General features: G+C 63.1%; 18 protein-coding genes and 2 pseudogenes. 6 read left to right on the forward strand and 14 right to left on the reverse strand.

Annotation, left to right across the window (positions count from 1 at the left end; all coding sequences use genetic code 11):
• Positions 1-64: 64 nt before the first annotated feature.
• Positions 65-229 (forward strand): annotated as a pseudogene (locus UIB01_RS09480) (helix-turn-helix transcriptional regulator); the annotation flags it as partial.
• Here the strand turns inward: UIB01_RS09480 and UIB01_RS09485 are convergent.
• From UIB01_RS09485 to UIB01_RS09510, 6 genes are all read right to left on the reverse strand, one after another.
• Positions 222-2,162: a relaxase/mobilization nuclease and DUF3363 domain-containing protein gene (locus UIB01_RS09485; RefSeq protein WP_038659375.1), complete on the reverse strand. Its 1,941-nt coding sequence runs from the start codon at positions 2,160-2,162 to the stop codon at positions 222-224. The pseudogene UIB01_RS09480 and the gene UIB01_RS09485 overlap by 8 nt on opposite strands.
• 204 nt (positions 2,163-2,366) lie before the next feature.
• Positions 2,367-2,873: a S26 family signal peptidase gene (locus tag UIB01_RS09490; protein ID WP_038659378.1), complete on the reverse strand. Its 507-nt coding sequence runs from the start codon at positions 2,871-2,873 to the stop codon at positions 2,367-2,369.
• Positions 2,870-3,112 carry a ribbon-helix-helix protein gene (locus tag UIB01_RS09495; RefSeq protein WP_038665601.1) on the reverse strand — a complete coding sequence of 81 codons (243 nt, stop codon included), beginning with the start codon at positions 3,110-3,112 and terminating at the stop codon, positions 2,870-2,872. The genes UIB01_RS09490 and UIB01_RS09495 overlap by 4 nt, the downstream gene beginning before the upstream one ends.
• Positions 3,109-3,747, reverse strand: coding sequence for a ParA family partition ATPase (gene parA / locus UIB01_RS09500; protein WP_038659380.1), 639 nt, complete (start codon positions 3,745-3,747; stop codon positions 3,109-3,111). Before parA ends, UIB01_RS09495 begins: the two co-directional genes overlap by 4 nt.
• A 244-nt stretch (positions 3,748-3,991) precedes the next feature.
• Positions 3,992-4,816 carry a replication initiator protein A gene (locus UIB01_RS09505; protein WP_038659383.1) on the reverse strand — a complete coding sequence of 275 codons (825 nt, stop codon included), beginning with the start codon at positions 4,814-4,816 and terminating at the stop codon, positions 3,992-3,994.
• A gap of 14 nt (positions 4,817-4,830) precedes the next feature.
• Positions 4,831-5,169 carry a helix-turn-helix transcriptional regulator gene (locus UIB01_RS09510; RefSeq protein ID WP_336509888.1) on the reverse strand — a complete coding sequence of 113 codons (339 nt, stop codon included), beginning with the start codon at positions 5,167-5,169 and terminating at the stop codon, positions 4,831-4,833.
• Positions 5,170-5,620: 451 nt separating this feature from the next.
• On the opposite strand from UIB01_RS09510, the gene UIB01_RS09515 reads away from it, so the two are divergent.
• Complete coding sequence (locus tag UIB01_RS09515) at positions 5,621-5,971, forward strand: histone-like nucleoid-structuring protein, MvaT/MvaU family (RefSeq protein WP_038659386.1); 351 nt, start codon at positions 5,621-5,623, stop codon at positions 5,969-5,971.
• 13 nt (positions 5,972-5,984) lie between these two features.
• On the opposite strand, the gene UIB01_RS09520 is transcribed toward UIB01_RS09515, so the two are convergent.
• From UIB01_RS09520 to UIB01_RS09530, 4 genes and pseudogenes are all read right to left on the reverse strand, one after another.
• The gene (locus tag UIB01_RS09520) at positions 5,985-6,662 is read right to left on the reverse strand and encodes a DUF47 family protein (RefSeq protein WP_051605058.1); all 678 of its coding nucleotides are present in this window, start codon (positions 6,660-6,662) and stop codon (positions 5,985-5,987) included.
• Positions 6,663-6,803: 141 nt separating this feature from the next.
• Positions 6,804-7,316, reverse strand: a complete 513-nt coding sequence (locus tag UIB01_RS09525) for an antirestriction protein ArdA (RefSeq protein ID WP_038659389.1) — start codon at positions 7,314-7,316, stop codon at positions 6,804-6,806.
• Between the two features lie 279 nt (positions 7,317-7,595).
• Positions 7,596-7,730 (reverse strand): annotated as a pseudogene (locus tag UIB01_RS23420) (type II toxin-antitoxin system HipA family toxin); the annotation flags it as partial.
• Positions 7,730-7,981, reverse strand: a complete 252-nt coding sequence (locus UIB01_RS09530; protein WP_038665611.1) for a helix-turn-helix transcriptional regulator — start codon at positions 7,979-7,981, stop codon at positions 7,730-7,732. The gene UIB01_RS09530 and the pseudogene UIB01_RS23420, both read right to left, overlap by 1 nt.
• A 374-nt stretch (positions 7,982-8,355) precedes the next feature.
• Here UIB01_RS09530 and UIB01_RS09535 point away from each other — a divergent pair, with 374 nt between their 5' ends.
• Complete coding sequence (locus UIB01_RS09535; protein WP_051605059.1) at positions 8,356-8,604, forward strand: carbon storage regulator; 249 nt, start codon at positions 8,356-8,358, stop codon at positions 8,602-8,604.
• Positions 8,605-9,087 carry a hypothetical protein gene (locus tag UIB01_RS22500; protein ID WP_051605060.1) on the forward strand — a complete coding sequence of 161 codons (483 nt, stop codon included), beginning with the start codon at positions 8,605-8,607 and terminating at the stop codon, positions 9,085-9,087.
• 76 nt (positions 9,088-9,163) lie between these two features.
• Here the strand turns inward: UIB01_RS22500 and UIB01_RS09545 are convergent, their stop codons facing one another.
• A complete protein-coding gene (locus tag UIB01_RS09545) occupies positions 9,164-9,859 on the reverse strand; it encodes an SOS response-associated peptidase family protein (protein WP_038659392.1) in 696 nt (231 codons plus the stop codon).
• An 86-nt stretch (positions 9,860-9,945) separates the two neighbouring features.
• On the opposite strand from UIB01_RS09545, the gene UIB01_RS09550 reads away from it, so the two are divergent.
• The gene (locus UIB01_RS09550; protein WP_038659395.1) at positions 9,946-13,035 is read left to right on the forward strand and encodes an error-prone DNA polymerase; all 3,090 of its coding nucleotides are present in this window, start codon (positions 9,946-9,948) and stop codon (positions 13,033-13,035) included.
• Positions 13,036-13,508: 473 nt separating this feature from the next.
• Here the strand turns inward: UIB01_RS09550 and UIB01_RS09555 are convergent, their stop codons facing one another.
• On the reverse strand, positions 13,509-14,198 hold the full coding sequence (locus UIB01_RS09555; protein WP_038659398.1) for an endonuclease: 690 nt from the start codon (positions 14,196-14,198) through the stop codon (positions 13,509-13,511).
• Positions 14,199-14,553: 355 nt separating this feature from the next.
• Here UIB01_RS09555 and UIB01_RS23600 point away from each other — a divergent pair, with 355 nt between their 5' ends.
• Positions 14,554-14,775: a helix-turn-helix domain-containing protein gene (locus tag UIB01_RS23600; RefSeq protein ID WP_437418014.1), complete on the forward strand. Its 222-nt coding sequence runs from the start codon at positions 14,554-14,556 to the stop codon at positions 14,773-14,775.
• Here the strand turns inward: UIB01_RS23600 and UIB01_RS09560 are convergent.
• Together UIB01_RS09560 and UIB01_RS09565 are read right to left on the reverse strand one after the other, a co-directional pair.
• A complete protein-coding gene (locus UIB01_RS09560) occupies positions 14,751-15,098 on the reverse strand; it encodes a hypothetical protein (RefSeq protein ID WP_051605061.1) in 348 nt (115 codons plus the stop codon). The two genes, UIB01_RS23600 and UIB01_RS09560, sit on opposite strands and share 25 nt — an antisense overlap.
• Positions 15,099-15,144: 46 nt before the next feature.
• Positions 15,145-15,624, reverse strand: a complete 480-nt coding sequence (locus UIB01_RS09565; RefSeq protein WP_038659401.1) for a hypothetical protein — start codon at positions 15,622-15,624, stop codon at positions 15,145-15,147.
• Between the last annotated feature and the right edge of the window lie 106 nt (positions 15,625-15,730).

Genomic DNA, 15,730 nt, shown 5'->3' on the forward strand with positions numbered 1-15,730 from the left:
TCGGGCACCTAGGTGCTCGAATTCGCCCGCCAGAGACCAGAAGGGAGAGCACTATTCGGCCATCGGCCCGGTCGTGTTCGACCATACCTCGTTGTCCATCGATGTGGATCGCGACCTGCGGCTGGTCTATTACGCCGCCAGGGAAGGGCAGGCGCAGAGTCGCGCGTTCGAGCAGTGGCTCCAGGCCGAGCGGGAGCAGGCGGCACGCGATGCCGACGTCCTCAACTGATGGCGGGACCGCGTGAGCGACCGATCTGCCAGGTGACATGGGCGCCCTGGACCCTTGCCGTCAGCCGTTGCCCCAGCCTGGGTTCGATCACGGGCCTCCAGGGCACCAGGCTGAATCCCAGGCCGTCGTCGAGCAGGGCATAGCGCCCGCTGGCCAGCTCGATGCGGCGACGATAGATGCCGCTGGCGGGCTTGCCGTCGACCAGCGGGCGGTGCTGCAGGCCCGTCCGGGCCTCGATGTCGCGGGCCGTGGCCGCCAGTTCCCGCTCGCGCAAGGTGGCCAGCAGGTTGCGGGCGAACAGCGTGCGTGCCCCTCGGCGCTCCGCCAGGCGTTGTTCCACCAGCCAGTCCGTGCGCCGATGCAGAGCGGCCCGGACCTCGGCCCCGAACCCCCGGTCACTGATGGCCTGGCCACCGGCAATCAGCTGCGTGTCCAGCCAGGTGGCCCCGTTGGCGCCGATCTGCCGTTCGATCGACAGCGGGCTGCGCACCGCGACCGACAGGCCGCCTGTGCGTCGGGCATCGTACTGTTGCCCCCGTTCGACCAGGTCGGCGGGGACGCGCCATGGACCCTCACCCGTTCGCTCGACGATACCCGCCCGACGCAAGGCTTCCAGCCGTCGCTCATGGGCGTTCAGCAGGCCCTGGGACTCACCGCTCAATCCATCCTCTCGAGCCAGGAGCGTCCGATGGTGCTCGCGGTGATAGAGCCCCTCTACCGCGAGCGAGACGACTCGTCGGTCCACCGCGCTCGGCGCTTGCGAGGCCCGCGCCTCGATCACGGCATCCGTTGGGTAGTCGGCCGGATCGGCACCGGCCGGTAGGCGCAGGTGATGGGCCTTGCCGTCGACGCCGTCGATCACCAGATAGACCCGGTCATGCGCCTCGCCGGCCAGGCCCTTGGCAGCCAGCCGGCCCACCACGACCTGATCGGAGCCGGGCTCGAGGATGCTGAGCTCTCGCTGCATGCCGGACATGGCGCGCTGCATCGTCCGCACGATGTCGCCCCGTTCGCCCATGGCACGCAGTGTCCGCTCGGCGCGATCGTCGATATGCCAGTGCCCGGGTCGCAGCTCCCGCGCCAGGCCAAGCCGCTGCAGATTCTGCAGCCGACCGATCAGCGGCTGGCGACGGGGATGCTGGGCGAGCCTTTGCAACCGTATCCCATCGGCCTGACGCTGACGCAGCAGCTCGCGGTCAAGGCCGGTCCATCGATCCTGCCCGACCTCGCGCTGCAGTCCCTGTCGGATCTCCCGTTCGGTACGCGGCCCCAGCCATTCGGTGGCCAGCTCGCAGGCCCGGTGGCGCATGCCCTGCGCGATATAGTCGCGTGCGATGATCAGGTCCCGCCCGGTTTCGTCCTTTCCACGCAGGACGACGTGGGTATGGGGGTTGTCGGTGTTCCAGTGGTCCACGGCCACCCAGTCCAGGCGCGTGCCCAGGTCGCCGGCCACGCGTTCCATCAGGTGCCGGGTGAAGGTGCGCAGCTCCTCCAGCGAGCCGGCGTCCTCTGGGGACACGATGAGGCGGAACTGGTGGCGATCCTCCCGGCCCCGGGCCTCGAATGCCTCGAGATCGGCGCGATCCGTCATCGGATCGTATGCCTGGCCGGGTTCGCCCTCGCGTCCGACGCCCTCGCGCTCGATGTAGCGAAGGTGCGTCGAGACCGACCGCCTGCCGGCCTGACGCAGGTTCACCAGCCGGGTCTTGATCGTCACCCGGCGACTGCGTGGCGAGCGGCCGGCGACGAATCGCGCGGCGACATGGCCGCGGCCGAGGCCGGCGCCGGGTCGGTACGCGCCTGGGCGCCGACGGCCACCGGCCTTGCCGGCCTGGCGCAGGACCTGCGTCACCAGTGATTGGCCGCGGTGTCCGGGTGGCCCCGCCTCGGGCTGAAACCGCTCCTCGAGCGACCGATCTCGCGTGTCATTCATGTTGCGCTCCCGTGTCGGCGCAGTAGCGCGTGGTGCACCCGGGCGTATCACGGGCGGCGCGCCTTTTGACATGATCCCGGCACGTATCGTGGCGCAGCCGTGCCGCTCCCACCCCCACGTGCAGACTGGCTCCAGGCGTCACTCGTGCCGCCTCCTTTTATCTTGCCCTCCGCTTTTCATGCCTCTCAGCTCCGCCATTCGCCACTAATCGGCAAACAAACGATGTGCCGTGCCCAGCACGGTATGCGTGCTGACGGGACCGAAATAGCGGCTGTCGAACGAGTCGTCATGGCGCGGGGAAAGCAGCAGGAGTTCGTCATCCACCAGAGGGCGGCATCCTCGCCACTGCGGCATGGGGCGGCCGCGGCGGTCGTATGCACGCGCCTCTACTGCCGTAGCGCCGTCCACCAGTAGACGCGAGCCGATCGCACAGGCGCGCTGTGGCGGCGCTGCGAAAACCGGCTTGAGCATCGGTATCTCAATCGGAAGGTATCCACGGCGAGATGCAAGCTGGGCCGCGTCGCTTGGCAGGCGTACCAGGACCAGGTCCCCGACCTTTGGCAGCGCGTCCGGGTCGATGCGGTACCAGCCGGGTGGCACGCTGTCCGAAGCGTTGTAGACGACCCTCACCGGTAGCTCGAACAGGCCCGACGACGCCACCCATGCAGTGCCCACGATCGCCAGCAGGAGGACTGCCTTGCGGTGCCTCATGCCTCGCGCTCCGGAAAACGCGCCTCGAGCAACTCGCGCAGCATCTGGGCCACCGTAATGCCTTCCTGAAACGCGGCCACCTTGATTCGAGCCCGCAGGTCGGGGGTGATGTCGAGCGTAAGGCGCGCCGTGTAAATGCTGCCCTTTGCAGGGAGCTGTACCGACGCTTGACGGATCCATGCCCGGGCCTGGGCATCGGCCATGGGCCGCGCGCCTATGTCGACGCGCTTCGCGCTCATGCCGCCCACCCGAGCAGTTCGTCGACCAGCGAGCTGATCTCACGGGCCGCTGCGCCGTCGGGGATGAGTTCGTGCACCAGGCGGCCGGCTGCCGCACTGTCGGCAAATACGATTCGCTGGCGCACTTCGGCGCGAAGCGCCGGTAGCGGCTGGTCGGCCAGTGCCTCCCTGGCCTCGCGCCCGATCACCGTGGTGCTGACACGCCTGTTGATTGCGAACGCCGCGCGCAGCGCGGGACGAAAGACCTGTGCCTCGCGGATCAGGTCGACCATCTCGGCGCTGGCCCAGAAGTCGAAGGGGCTGGGCTGGACCGGTACCAGTACCCGGTCGGCTGCCATCAACGTCGATCGGGCCAGGGCAGCGATGCGCGGTGGGCCGTCGATGATCAGGTGGTCGGCACGTCTGGCCAGCTCAGGCGCCTCCTGATGGAGTGTCTCGCGTGGCAGGCCCACCGCTCCGAACAGCCTCGCCAGGCCCTGCTGGGCACGCCGTTGCACCCAGTCCAGCGCAGAGCCTTGCGGGTCGGCATCGAGCAGGATTACGGTCTTGCCGCGTCGTGCCAGCTCGCCGGCGATATGGGTGGCCAGGGTGGTCTTGCCGACCCCGCCCTTCTGGTTGAGCAGGGCGAGGATCATGACCCGGCCTCCACGTGTGCGTGCCAACCGGCGCGGATGATCCGGGTAGCCTCGATCCCACAACAACAAGTTAGAGATTCTGTGTTAGTTAAGTTAAGGCACGCCGCAGGCCGCGCGTTTGCTGGTTTGCATCCAATTCGGTGCGCCTGATAGCACGATAGGCCTGCGCCTGATGGCACGAGTGTATTTGCGCCTGATAGCACGACGGGTTTCACAGCTTGTCCCCGGCTTATCCCCGTGCCGCCTACGGCACGGGCCTGAACGCCAGCAGCTCGGTGGAAGGGTCCATCCGCACGATGTCCAGCTGGTAGCCGGGCAGGGACTGGCGGGCGACCAGTGCACGAAGATCGAGGGCAAAGTCCGAGTAGCGGGCAGCACTGCCAGACTTTCGGTGCAGGTGCCTGAAGTCGAATTGCCAACCCTCCGGCTGGTGCCCGCCGTGCTTGCGCACGAGGCGATAGAGCCAGCGCTCGATCCCGCCGGTCAGCCGGAAATACGCCCGGTCGATGGTCAAGACGAGGGCGCGATCCAGCACGCCGGCATAGAACCAGTCCGGCAGGATCAACTCGATACCCAGGGGCTTGCCATCGGCATTGGCCAGCTCCTTCCACTCGTTGATCCATGAAAAGCGATGCAGCCGGCGTCCGGAGGTCTCGCGTATCGACGTCGCAACGCTCGTGGTCTGTAGCCGATCCAGGGCAGCCTTCAGCCGCAGATAGTCGCGCCGGGAGGTGCCACGCCCGATGAAGCGCAGGATCTCGTAGGGCGTCGCCCTGATCAGGCGGGACGTCGCAATTCCCGCATCGCGCGCCTCGACAATCTGGCTGGCGGCCCAGATCAGGATATCCGCATCCCATATCGTCGCGATGCCATGCTCGTGCGTGCCTTCCACGCGTACCGTCACGCTCCCGGAGCGAAAGTCGATCGGCACCGTGCGACGCGATTTGCCGAGCGAGAAGAAGGGGTGCGCCATCAGGTCCTGGGCATCGCGCGGGGCCATGTCGCCGGGCAGGGCACGAAACGGGGCTAGCGGCCGTTCCTGGGCAGGCGGCTCGGAACGTCCGCTCATCGGTATCGAGCGTCTCAACGTTCATGGCGCGCACCTCCGCAGTGATGCTGCAGATATTCGGGGTCGAAGGTGGTCTCGAAGCTGCGCACGTCGGCCCATGCCTGCAGATCGGCCAGGGCATACATGACGCGCCGGCCAAACTTGCGAAAGCGCGGCCCACCCCCGATGACACGCTGCTTTTCCAGGGTGCGTGGTGAAAGCCGAAGGAAGACCGCGGCCTCAGCATTGTTGAGGTAGGTCGGGTGATCCGGCGCCGAAGCCCTGGGCAATCTTGGCGCGACCGGTTGGCCAGGCAGGGTTTGCCGGTCATGGTCGGTAGAAGAGGGCGCAGCGTGGTGAGGTTGGAGGGACATGGGCAGGTCTCCTGTAAATGGAGGCCTACCCTGTGCCGATCAGCCCGTGCCGATCATGCCGGACTGGGTCTCGGACCAGACGGCAACGCGGCACAAAACCAATTGCAGCGTGCCTGGTCCGATTGCTGCGTCACAACGCCAACCGGGCAGACATGGTGATCGACGTTGCCCGCATGTCCTGCAAGCGGGTGCGACGCATGCACTTTTAACAGAAGCGAAATTGCGCATTTCAGTAGAACTGCAATTACTGAAATGCGTATACACACAAAGCCGCAAATGTGCGTTCGCGTACTGTGCTGCTAATAGTAAATACGCCTTTACGTTTTCGTCTTAATACGGGGCGGAAGTTGATTTACCGTGGCGTCTTCTGGTTATCCACTAGTGGCCGTGTTAGTTTGCCCGCGGTATATCGCCAGGCCAATTATGTTTTATGGCTTTGAAGAGGAAAATGATGAGCAAGATCGCCGAGTACAAACGCCTTGAAGCCCAACTTGCCGAGCAACTCGCGGCGCTGGACAAGCTCAAGACCGATGGCCAACTGAAACGGGAAATGGAGTTTGAAGACAAGCTCAAGGCCCTGATCAACGAGTACGGTTTCAATGCCCGCACCGTCCTCGATATCCTCGACCCGGCGTCGGCCGGGGATGTAGCGCCCGCCGGCCGCCGTCGCGCCCGTGAAATTAAGAGGTATACCAACCCGCACACCGGTGAGGTGGTCAAAACCAAGGGTGGTAACCATAGGGTCCTCAGCGCCTGGAAAAAACAGTACGGCGCCGAGGCGGTGAAGTCCTGGGTCGCCTGAACGAAAGTTTCCGCTAGTTTGCCAACAGTTGCTCCAGGCGCAGACCAACTTGCTTGGCCTGCGCTGCCATGTCGGCGATATACTCGATCAGCTTATCGAGTGTTATCAGTTCAGCCGCCGGCAATTGGTCCTTCATTCCAAGCAACTTGATGGTTGCCTCGTCCCGACGCTGTCGCGACGAGTACTCGATGTTGATTAGCTCATTGATCATCGCCTGCACCAGGACGGCCTCGTGGCCGCGGAAACGACTTTCGAGCAACTCGTCGAGCTTTTCCACGACAGCCATGACGTGCGCGACCGTATCGACCGCCCGCAGCAGATGGATCCTGATTTCATCCTGCATCGCCGGATGAAAGCGCATCCTGCCCAACGCGACGAGACGGGCGAATTCACTGGCGCCGTGGGCCAGGCTGTTCTGCGCCCGCAGCAGATCGAGCACATCGCTGCGCGGGATTGGCATGAAAAGCGTGCTCGGCAAGTGCAGGCAGACATCCCGCGACACCCGCTCGCTTTCCTGGCTGAGTTCCCGGACCTGCTGCTCGATCAGCTGTACGCGCTGCCAGTCCTCGTCGAGGGCGCTGCGCAGCAGGGGAAGCAGCAACTGGACCGCACCATGCACTTGCTCAAATTGGCAGCGCAACTGCTTGAACGGGGAGCGGGCTACCAGACCGCACAGGGCTTTCTCGGGCATGTCGCTGGCCTCGGTGATTGGCGATGGCGATGTATTGAAGGCCGTGGCGCATTGCAATTGGATGACACCGCCACCGGGTGTGCGAGGCGGCGGCGCTCAGGGGACAGGTTGCGGACCTCGTAAGCGTCCACAGGTGACCCGCTAGTTGGCGTGGAAAACGTGCACCTGCTCGAAGCCCGTTTCGATGGTGAACACGTCGCCGCCGTATTCCATGTCGCGCGCTATGGCCTGGTAGTCGATATACGGCGCGAGGTGCTCAGGGATATCGGTTGTTTGCTCGGTCACGTCCTGGGCGTAGTCAGCGAGGGAGGTATAGCAGCCGCAGTAGTTTTCTTCGATGGCAACGCGTGCTGGTTCCACCTCGCCAAAGTAGGCCAGCAGAGCGCCGGCTAGCTCGGGATGCGCTTCGATCAGGCAGGCAATCTCGTGTATGGCCTGGAGCGACTCGTATTCCCCCGGGCGGTAACCGTCGAAACCCTCATGGTCGTGAATCGCGTATTCCTCAGCGCCAGGGACCGGGGATGCTCGGAGCATCGACTCGATCTGCTTCTGAATCTCATGCAGGGGTTGGGTCGCCTCAACCCACACGCCGTGTAGATGCCCGGCATTGTAGGCAGCGAGATCGGCAAGGTAGATCCGGATGGGCTTGCTCATGCTTGCGCTCCTTGTCTGGAAGGTTCTGCGCGTTTCGCCGCGCATGAACCCCTGCCGACTAGGGCGACTAAGGCCGTCGTGAAAAAATCAGGAAAAATCGCGGAGGCTCCGCCCAGCGCAGCGGCCGGGTGGAAACCGTCTATTTATCTTGATTTTGAGGGGGCAAGAACCCCTGCCTTTGGCGTTTGAACTCTGCCCTCAATGCTCCCGCGTACGCCTTCACAGTTGCAGTCACCATTTGAGCGTCAACCGCCTTGCTCGGTCGCCGATGGGCTACTGCCGCACGGGCATGAGCAAACTGATCGCCGCCTGCGCCCGGGCGCTTTCGTGATAGCGAAATAGATAGTCGCCACCACTGCTAAGGATCCTCCCGCTGCCGCCTTCTGGCGTCGACACTTGAAGCACGGCTGTCATCAATCAAACACTCCCTGGATTTCATCGAGTGTGGGCATCGCGGCCGGCGTTACCGCGAACTCGCAATCCAACGCGCCCAGCACCCGCGCATAAGCCGCGATGCCAACCGACAAGTCGCCTCTCTCGACGGCGATAACCTTCTGGCGGGTGATGCCCGCCAAGGAGGCAAGCTTCGCCTGGGTCAGGCCGAGGTTCAGTCGACGCTGCCTGACCTGCTGGCCAAGGCGAGCTGTAATGAAGGCATGGTCCATGTCTTGTTTGCGTAACATACAAAGAGAGATGTAACGTATACGGAACAATTCAAAAGAGCAACTCATAACTCCTGCATGAACGTTGCGCGACGGCGTAGACCGACCGCAGGAGGCGCTCGGAGCCGCTGGGACCCTAGAGACAACACCTGCTTTTTGTGGCCCACGGGCTACAAAAATGGACAGGGCGGCGCACTTTGTGTCCCGCGGGCTACGCGTCAGCAACCTTCAAGAAATTGCACGACACCCTGTCTTTCGTTCTCGACCACGGGTAAGGCGGACTGTGAACGGCTGCCTAAACCTGGGAACTCGATTCAGATTCCGTCGCGCGATGCGCTACTGTCGAACTCGACGGATGACCCAAGCAAGGAGCGCATATGGGCAGGTTGGTATTGAGCAGGCGAGCCGATGAGCAGATAAGGCTGACGTTGAAGCCCGGGGCATCGATCGACGACTTTCTGGATGAGCTGGAGCAGGTCGGCATCTGGATTACCGTCGTCCAGACTGATGGAGGCCGGGCCCGCCTGGCCATCGAGGCGCCCGAGCAACTGCTGGTCCTGCGCGACGAGCTGATTCCGAGCCGCGAGTCGTTCGTGAAACTCACGGCTGGATTCGAGCGTTCCTAGATGCCTGCCAAAACCATCACCGCTGGGCTGACCATCGTCGTCTTCGGGCTGCTGGGCGGCAACGCCTGGTCCGACTCGCTGGCCTCATTCGGCCTGCGCACGAAGGATAAGAATCCCTGTCGCTTGACCGACGGCAGAGGCTTCGAGGCGCCGACCATCGTCCTGATGACAGGCGCCTACGACAAGCTGTCCAAGGATAAGGTCGCCGTGCTTAAAGTCATCGATACGGCCATCAACGCCGGCTGCGACATCGACGAGCCCGATGAGTTGGGCTTTTCGCCCTTGAACGCCGCGATCCTCTACAACGAGCCCGCTCTGGTCGAGCACTTCCTGCAGGCCGGCGCTGATCCCTACAGGAGGATCGTCAGCTCAAGGGCGAGCATCGACGGCCTGGATGCGTTCGAGTTCCTTCATTTGCTCATGAACAAGGTGCCCAACCAGGACCGTACTCCACTTCGCGCGGTTCTAGAACGGTACCAGTAGCGCGCCGCGCTGCGGGTCTGCAGAACGCTGATCGCGACCAACAAGCGTGATGGATCGCCGTGGCTGGCCGACCGGCTTAGTAGGTCGACCAGGCAATCGGCTCGATCAGATGAGGACCCTCGTTTCGCGGGTTGCCGACGTCTCGCCCCACCGGATGCCAGACGAAGGCATCGACAGCAATCGCATGGGCCTGAAGCAGTTCATCGGCGTCGCCGGGGCCGATGTCCGAAAGCCACGCACGCGCATCCAGTGCGTTGAGTACGACGGGGCGCCGGTCGTGAATGTCGAGCATTCCGCCTCGCGAGTCTGCCGTGATGATCCGGAAGCCGTCGTCTGCGCGGGGCTCGCTTGCTGCGGCAGAGAACTGACCGATCGCGGGAATGAACAGCGGTTCGTTGTCGCGCCGGCGAATGTAATAGGCTTGCTTGGTCTTCTGACCCTCTACCGAGCACCACTCATACCAGCCGTCGGCACATAGCAGCGCTCGGTTCGGCCAGACCTGCCGGAAGTACGCGCTATGCGCGACCTTCTCGCGGGTCGCATTGATGTCGCTGCGCACGGGGGCCTGCGCCCAGCTGGGCGTCCAGCCCCACCGTTCAGGGTTCCATACCAGACCCGCGCCAACACGCCTGAGCAGGTCCACACGCGAGTGCGGCGCGACGTTGTAGCGGCCAATCTCCTCGGTGGGCGCACGCCCGAACAGGGTTGCCTGGACCCCGAGCGATGCCAGGTACTTCTCGGCCGCACGATGCTGGGCCAGTCGTCCGCACATTGATCCTTCCTCCTGTCGCTTCTCGATTGACGCGTTTGGACTCGCTCAAAATATACTGTATGCATATACAGTTTTGTGATTTCTCCATGGACAGCGCCGATTCCACTCCCACTCGCTATGCGGAACTGCACTGCCTGAGCAACTTCTCGTTCCATCGCGGTGCATCCAGCGCGGCCGAGCTGTTCGAAAGGGCCCGTCAACTGAACTACGAGGCGCTTGCCATCACCGACGAGTGCAGCCTGGCCGGCATCGTGCGGGCATGGCAGGCGTCGAAGGCGACCGGCGTTCGCCTGATCGTCGGCACCGAGGTAAGGCTAGTTGATGGCGCTCGGCTGGTGCTGCTGGCTCAGGATCTGGTCGGCTATCAGCGGATCTGCGCGCTTATCACCCAGGCACGACGGCGTGCCAGGAAGGGCAGCTACGTGCTTTACCGCTCCGACTTCGACAGCGGGACCGAGGGGATGCTTGCGCTCTGGGTCCCGACCTCGGACAACGCTGACGAGCAAGGCAGGTGGCTGGAATCGAGCTTTGCCGACCGCTGTTGGATTGCGGTGGAGCTGCATCGTGAGTGCGACGATGAGCGCAAGCGGTCGGATCTCATCGCATTGGGTGAGCGGCTTGGGATGCCCCTCGTGGCCTCGGGCGATGTGCACATGCATGTGAGGGGACGACGGGCGCTGCAGGACACCGTGACCGCGATCCGGCATCACTGCGCGGTTGCCGACGCCGGTGCCTATCTGTTCCAGAACGGCGAACGCCACCTTCGTACGCTGCAGGCGCTGGCCGATCTCTATCCGCCAGGGTTGCTACACGAGTCGGTCCGGATCGCAGCGCGTTGCACCTTCGACCTGGGCCAGCTGCGCTACGAGTACCCGCACGAGGTCGTACCCCCAGGACGATCGGCCTCCGAATGGCTGAGGCAACTAACGTTCGAAGGGGCCAACTGGCGCTGGCCGGACGGGATCCCGGACAAGGCCCTGGCGCAACTCGAGGCGGAACTCGGACTGATCGAGGACCTGCAGTACGAGAGCTACTTCCTGACGGTCCAAGACATCGTCCGCTTCGCCCGAAGTAGGGCCATCCTGTGCCAGGGCAGGGGATCGGCTGCCAACTCGGCCGTGTGCTTTGCACTGGGCATCACCGAGCTGGACCCGACCCGTATGAGCATGCTGTTCGAGCGATTCATTTCCAAGGAGCGCAACGAGCCGCCGGATATCGACGTGGACTTCGAGCACGAGCGGCGCGAGGAGGTGATCCAGTACATCTTCGACCGCTACGGGCGCGAGCGGGCGGCCCTGACGGCGGTGGCCAGCACCTACCATTTCGCCGGCGCGATTCGGGACGTGGGCAAGGCCCTTGGCCTGCCACCCGAACACGTCGACGCGCTGGCCAGGTGCTGTAGTAGCTGGAGCGACCACATGCCATCGCCACAACGGCTTGCCGAAGCCGGATTCGATTCGCAGAACCCGACGCTGCACCGGGTGCTGGTGCTGACCTCGCAGCTGGTCGGCTTTCCGCGGCATCTGTCGCAGCATCCGGGTGGCTTCGTAATATCGGAGCATCCGCTGTCCACGCTCGTGCCGGTGGAAAACGCGGCCATGAAGGACCGGACCATCATCCAGTGGGACAAGGACGATATCGATGCGCTTGGGCTGATGAAGGTCGATGTCCTGGCATTGGGCATGCTGAGTGCGATCAGGCGCTGCCTGGACCTGCTGCGCACCAACGACAGGCGCGACCTGACGTTGGCCACCATCCCGGCCGAGGACCCGCAGACCTACGCGATGATCAGCCGTGCCGACACACTCGGCGTGTTCCAGATCGAGTCCCGGGCCCAGATGGCCATGCTGCCCAGGCTCAAGCCCAAGACCTTCTATGACCTGGTGATCGAGGTTGCCATCGTTCGGCCAGGGCCGATCGTCGGGCAGATGGTCCATCCCTACCTGCGCCGGCGCAATGGCGAGGAGGAGGTGAGCTACCCGAGCGAGGAGCTGCGCGAGGTCTTCGAGCGAACGCTGGGGGTGCCATTGTTCCAGGAGCAGGTCATGCGCCTGGCCATCGTCGCGGCCGGCTATACCGCCGGCGAGGCCGACCAGCTTCGCCGCTCGATGGCCGCCTGGAAACGCCACGGTGGGCTCGAGCCCCACCAGCAGCGGCTGAAACAGGGCATGCTCGAGCGCGGCTACGACGAGGCCTTCGCAGAACGCATCTTCGAGCAGATCAAAGGCTTTGGCAGCTATGGTTTTCCCGAATCTCACGCCGCGAGTTTTGCACTTCTGACCTATGCCAGCTGCTGGCTCAAATGCCACGAGCCGTCGGCGTACGCCTGTGCATTGATCAACAGCTGGCCCATGGGCTTCTATTCGCCCGACCAGGTGCTGCAGGATGCGCGCCGGCATGGCATCGAGGTGCGGCCCGTGGACATTACCCGCAGCGACTGGGACTGCACGCTCGAAGAACCTCAGCAAGCGTTACCGGCAATTCGCCTGGGGCTGCGGATGGTGCGCGGGCTCTCGGAGCCGGTCGGACGCCGCATCGAAGCCGAGCGCAACAGCGCCCCATTTCGCCACGTTGGCGACCTGTGCCTTCGCGCGGGGCTCGATACCAAGGCTCGCGAACTGCTGGCCGAGGCCAATGCACTCAGTGCGCTGGCAGGGCATCGGCATCAGGCACGCTGGGACATCGCCGGTGTCCAGGCACCGCTACCGCTGTTCGAATGCGCCGAGACGGACCGGCCGATCGCGCTGCCTGCACCCACGCTGGTCGAGGACATGCACGCCGACTATGCGCGCACCGGCACGACACTGGGCCCACACCCCCTGTCGCTGCTGCGCGCCACGCTGAGGTCGATGCGGGCTCGCAGCTCCAGGGACCTAGCCGAGTCGGTCCATGGCCAGTTCATTACCGTGATCGGCATCGTGACCGGCCGGCAGCGTCCGTCGACGGCGTCGGGTGTCACCTTCGTCACGCTGGAGGACGAGTACGGTATGGTCAACGTCGTGGTCTGGCGGGATCTGGCCGAGCGCTACCGGCCAGCGCTGATGCAGTCTCGGCTGCTGCAGGTCAAGGGCAAGCTCGAGGACCAGGCCGGTGTGAGGCACCTGATCGCCGGACACCTTCAGGACCGAAGCGATCTGCTCGATGGGCTGGATGTGCGCAGCCGCGATTTTCATTGACTCAATTGACCGTTCGGAAGGGAATCGGGACCTTGTGGTGGCGGTGATCCGGCTTATTCGAACCGAGAGTCAAGACGCGCCGCCCGTGTGATAAGCAGCAAAACGTCTTAAAAAGCGGTTGACACCAACAATTATGCACATTCCGGCCTGCAGGGGATCACTAGCTGCGAGAGAGTCCTTCGGCAAATGGACGAAACAGCGTAAGTGATTGATTTAAAAGAGCTATGAAAGGCTGCGCAAAATCTCGCCGATCCGTTTCCAGTCCGCACCAGGCGGGCGTTTGCGGCAAGAATCCAAGATATGTTCACAGCTTTATCCACAGCTTCTGTGGATAAGGAACTAAATCCTAGAGTCGGCGCGGCTTTGCGGCGGCCAGCTCGGTTAGCCGGCCAGCTTATTCCCGATTCGTTACCGTTTGCAGGGGGCTCCTGGCGTTCGTCTCCGTATCGCTGGTTTATGTTGGCAAAGAAAACTCAACGGCATCTGGCCAGCTCCACGGACCCGACAAAAGCGTTTCCATGTCCCATCACGCATGCGATTCGCTGGTTGCGCGCGTGCTCCCACGGCTGCGGTGGATAGGTCTTGCTCCAGGCGTCGAACAGCTGTCGATCCTGCTTGGACAGTCGCAGCTTGTAACGATCAGCCATGTAGAAATAGGTGCGCGCAATCATGCCGCGTATCGGTTGGCGCGGCATTGCCTTGCGAGCCTTGAAGTCGACGACCATCGAGCAAGCGCCGTATTGAGTCGGCTTGTGCGGCAGCCAGGCAAAGCTGTAGTTGCTCCGGTCACCATTGATCTCGCCGATACTGGGCACCAGGTTGTGCAGGTCGGCCTCGGCCCGGCGATAGGTTGCGTCCTTTTTCGCACAGTTGGCGCGACCACCGTTCTGCCAGCACTGGCGCTGATGGCCGATCACCCATGCGGGCACGATATGCTCCCACTCGATACGGGCTGCACGTTGCGGGTTCTTGCGCGGCACGTACCCGCAGCTTGCCAGGTCCACCCGGTTCCCCGAATAGCGACAGCCGCAATAGAACTCAACGGAATGGGAGGCATACAGCTTCCACGCTGCCTTCTTGGCTTCGGCGAAGGTCCGTGGCGCGGCGGCCTGGGCACTTGAGACGAGGAAAACCAGCAGAAGGGGGACAAGCAAACGAGCCATTAGTGAATACGGCACCTATCCATGTGTCTGTACGAATATACAGTATGGAAAGGCGCTCCGGCCACATCCGCATTACGCCTTTGATATCGAAGCCAAGTCTGGAGCGACTGCCGTTCGCCATTGGGCCGCGGTCCGGCGCATTCACGTCGCTGCGGGAAGCCGGGCCCATCCGAGGCGAGGACCTCCGCTAGGGTCTCAGCAAGGGGCTGGCGACTGAAAGGCTTTGCCAATACTCGATATCGGGACTCAGGTGAAAGCCGCGTCGTAAAACCGGTGGCGAGGAGGATGTGGATCTTCGGATAGAGGCGATGCACTTCGTCCGCCAGCCCAACCCCGTCAAGTCTGGCGCCACAGGCTGCACCTGTTCCTTGCCCTGGAATGGCTATGCGCCGGACGCAACGTCACGGATATCGCGCTGGATCTGGGCTACGCCTCGACGTCGGCGTCCACTTACATGTTCCGCCAGGAGATGGGCTGCCCACCCACGGCCTGGCGAAGGCGTGAAGGGGGCGCTAGCGGGGTAGCGACGGCAAGCGCAGAGGCCGACCTTGGTCAGAGCCCGAATACGTTGACGTAGAAGTCGCCGTCGTCGGTCTTTTCAACCGTGTAGGTGATAGGCGCCTCGTGGGTACCACCCGGACCGGAGACCTCCAGGTTTGCCGCGCATTCGAACGCGCCGGTCTTCTCGTTTTCGTCGGTGGTTCGGATCGCAATGACTTTCCATTTGATCAACTGTGCCGCTTCGGCCCCCATTTGCTTGGCAAATTCCCGATCGGCAATGCTCGAGACGAGATCTTTCGTCTCCTGGTCTCCACAGCCAGGGACACCCGAACCGCAGCCACTCAGAGTGGTGATCGCCGTTATCAATGAGGCAGACGCCAGCGTGTGCTTGAAAGCCATTTTTACCCCCTGTGAGTATGCGTACTCGTTCCTTGAAGCGTTTGGCTTAACGAACGGACGAAAGCGCAGCAAAGCAATCGTCGAAAGTCTGCTTGTCAGGAAACATGCTGCTTGGCATATCGATCGTGCCAGCCAGATGGTTCAGCCGGATGATCTTCTGTCCGAAAACATCGATCAGGCTGACGTCATGAATATCGCTCGTTCTGACTTCCAGAACCTTGGACGAGAAGATGCTGCCAGGAATCCTCACTCTGCCGTCGCCGATCGAAACACTGCGGCCCGTGGCAAACATGGCATAGACGAGCATGGCAAGTGCCACCAGGCTCATTCCCATGCCGAGAAAGCCCACAAGTTTGATGACCTGGTTTATATCCAGGCCCATGCTGTTGAACAGACGAATGAGAACTCTGGGTCCACTGGCATGGTGGGAACCGAGCGCGGCAAATGAACTCAGCAGGGCGAAAACGAGGGTAATCAAGAACATCTTGATCATGTTGGGGCGATAAGCGAACGTCTTGCGCGTCATGGTTCGGTTCTTCCTTGAAAGTGCGTCACGAGCGCGCCGCTCGTTCCGAATGACATTGATGATATCATGAGGCCATCATCTATCGCCAGGCGACCCCGACTTGGCC

The organism is Stutzerimonas decontaminans (assembly GCF_000661915.1).
Taxonomy (GTDB): Bacteria; Pseudomonadota; Gammaproteobacteria; order Pseudomonadales; family Pseudomonadaceae; genus Stutzerimonas; species Stutzerimonas decontaminans.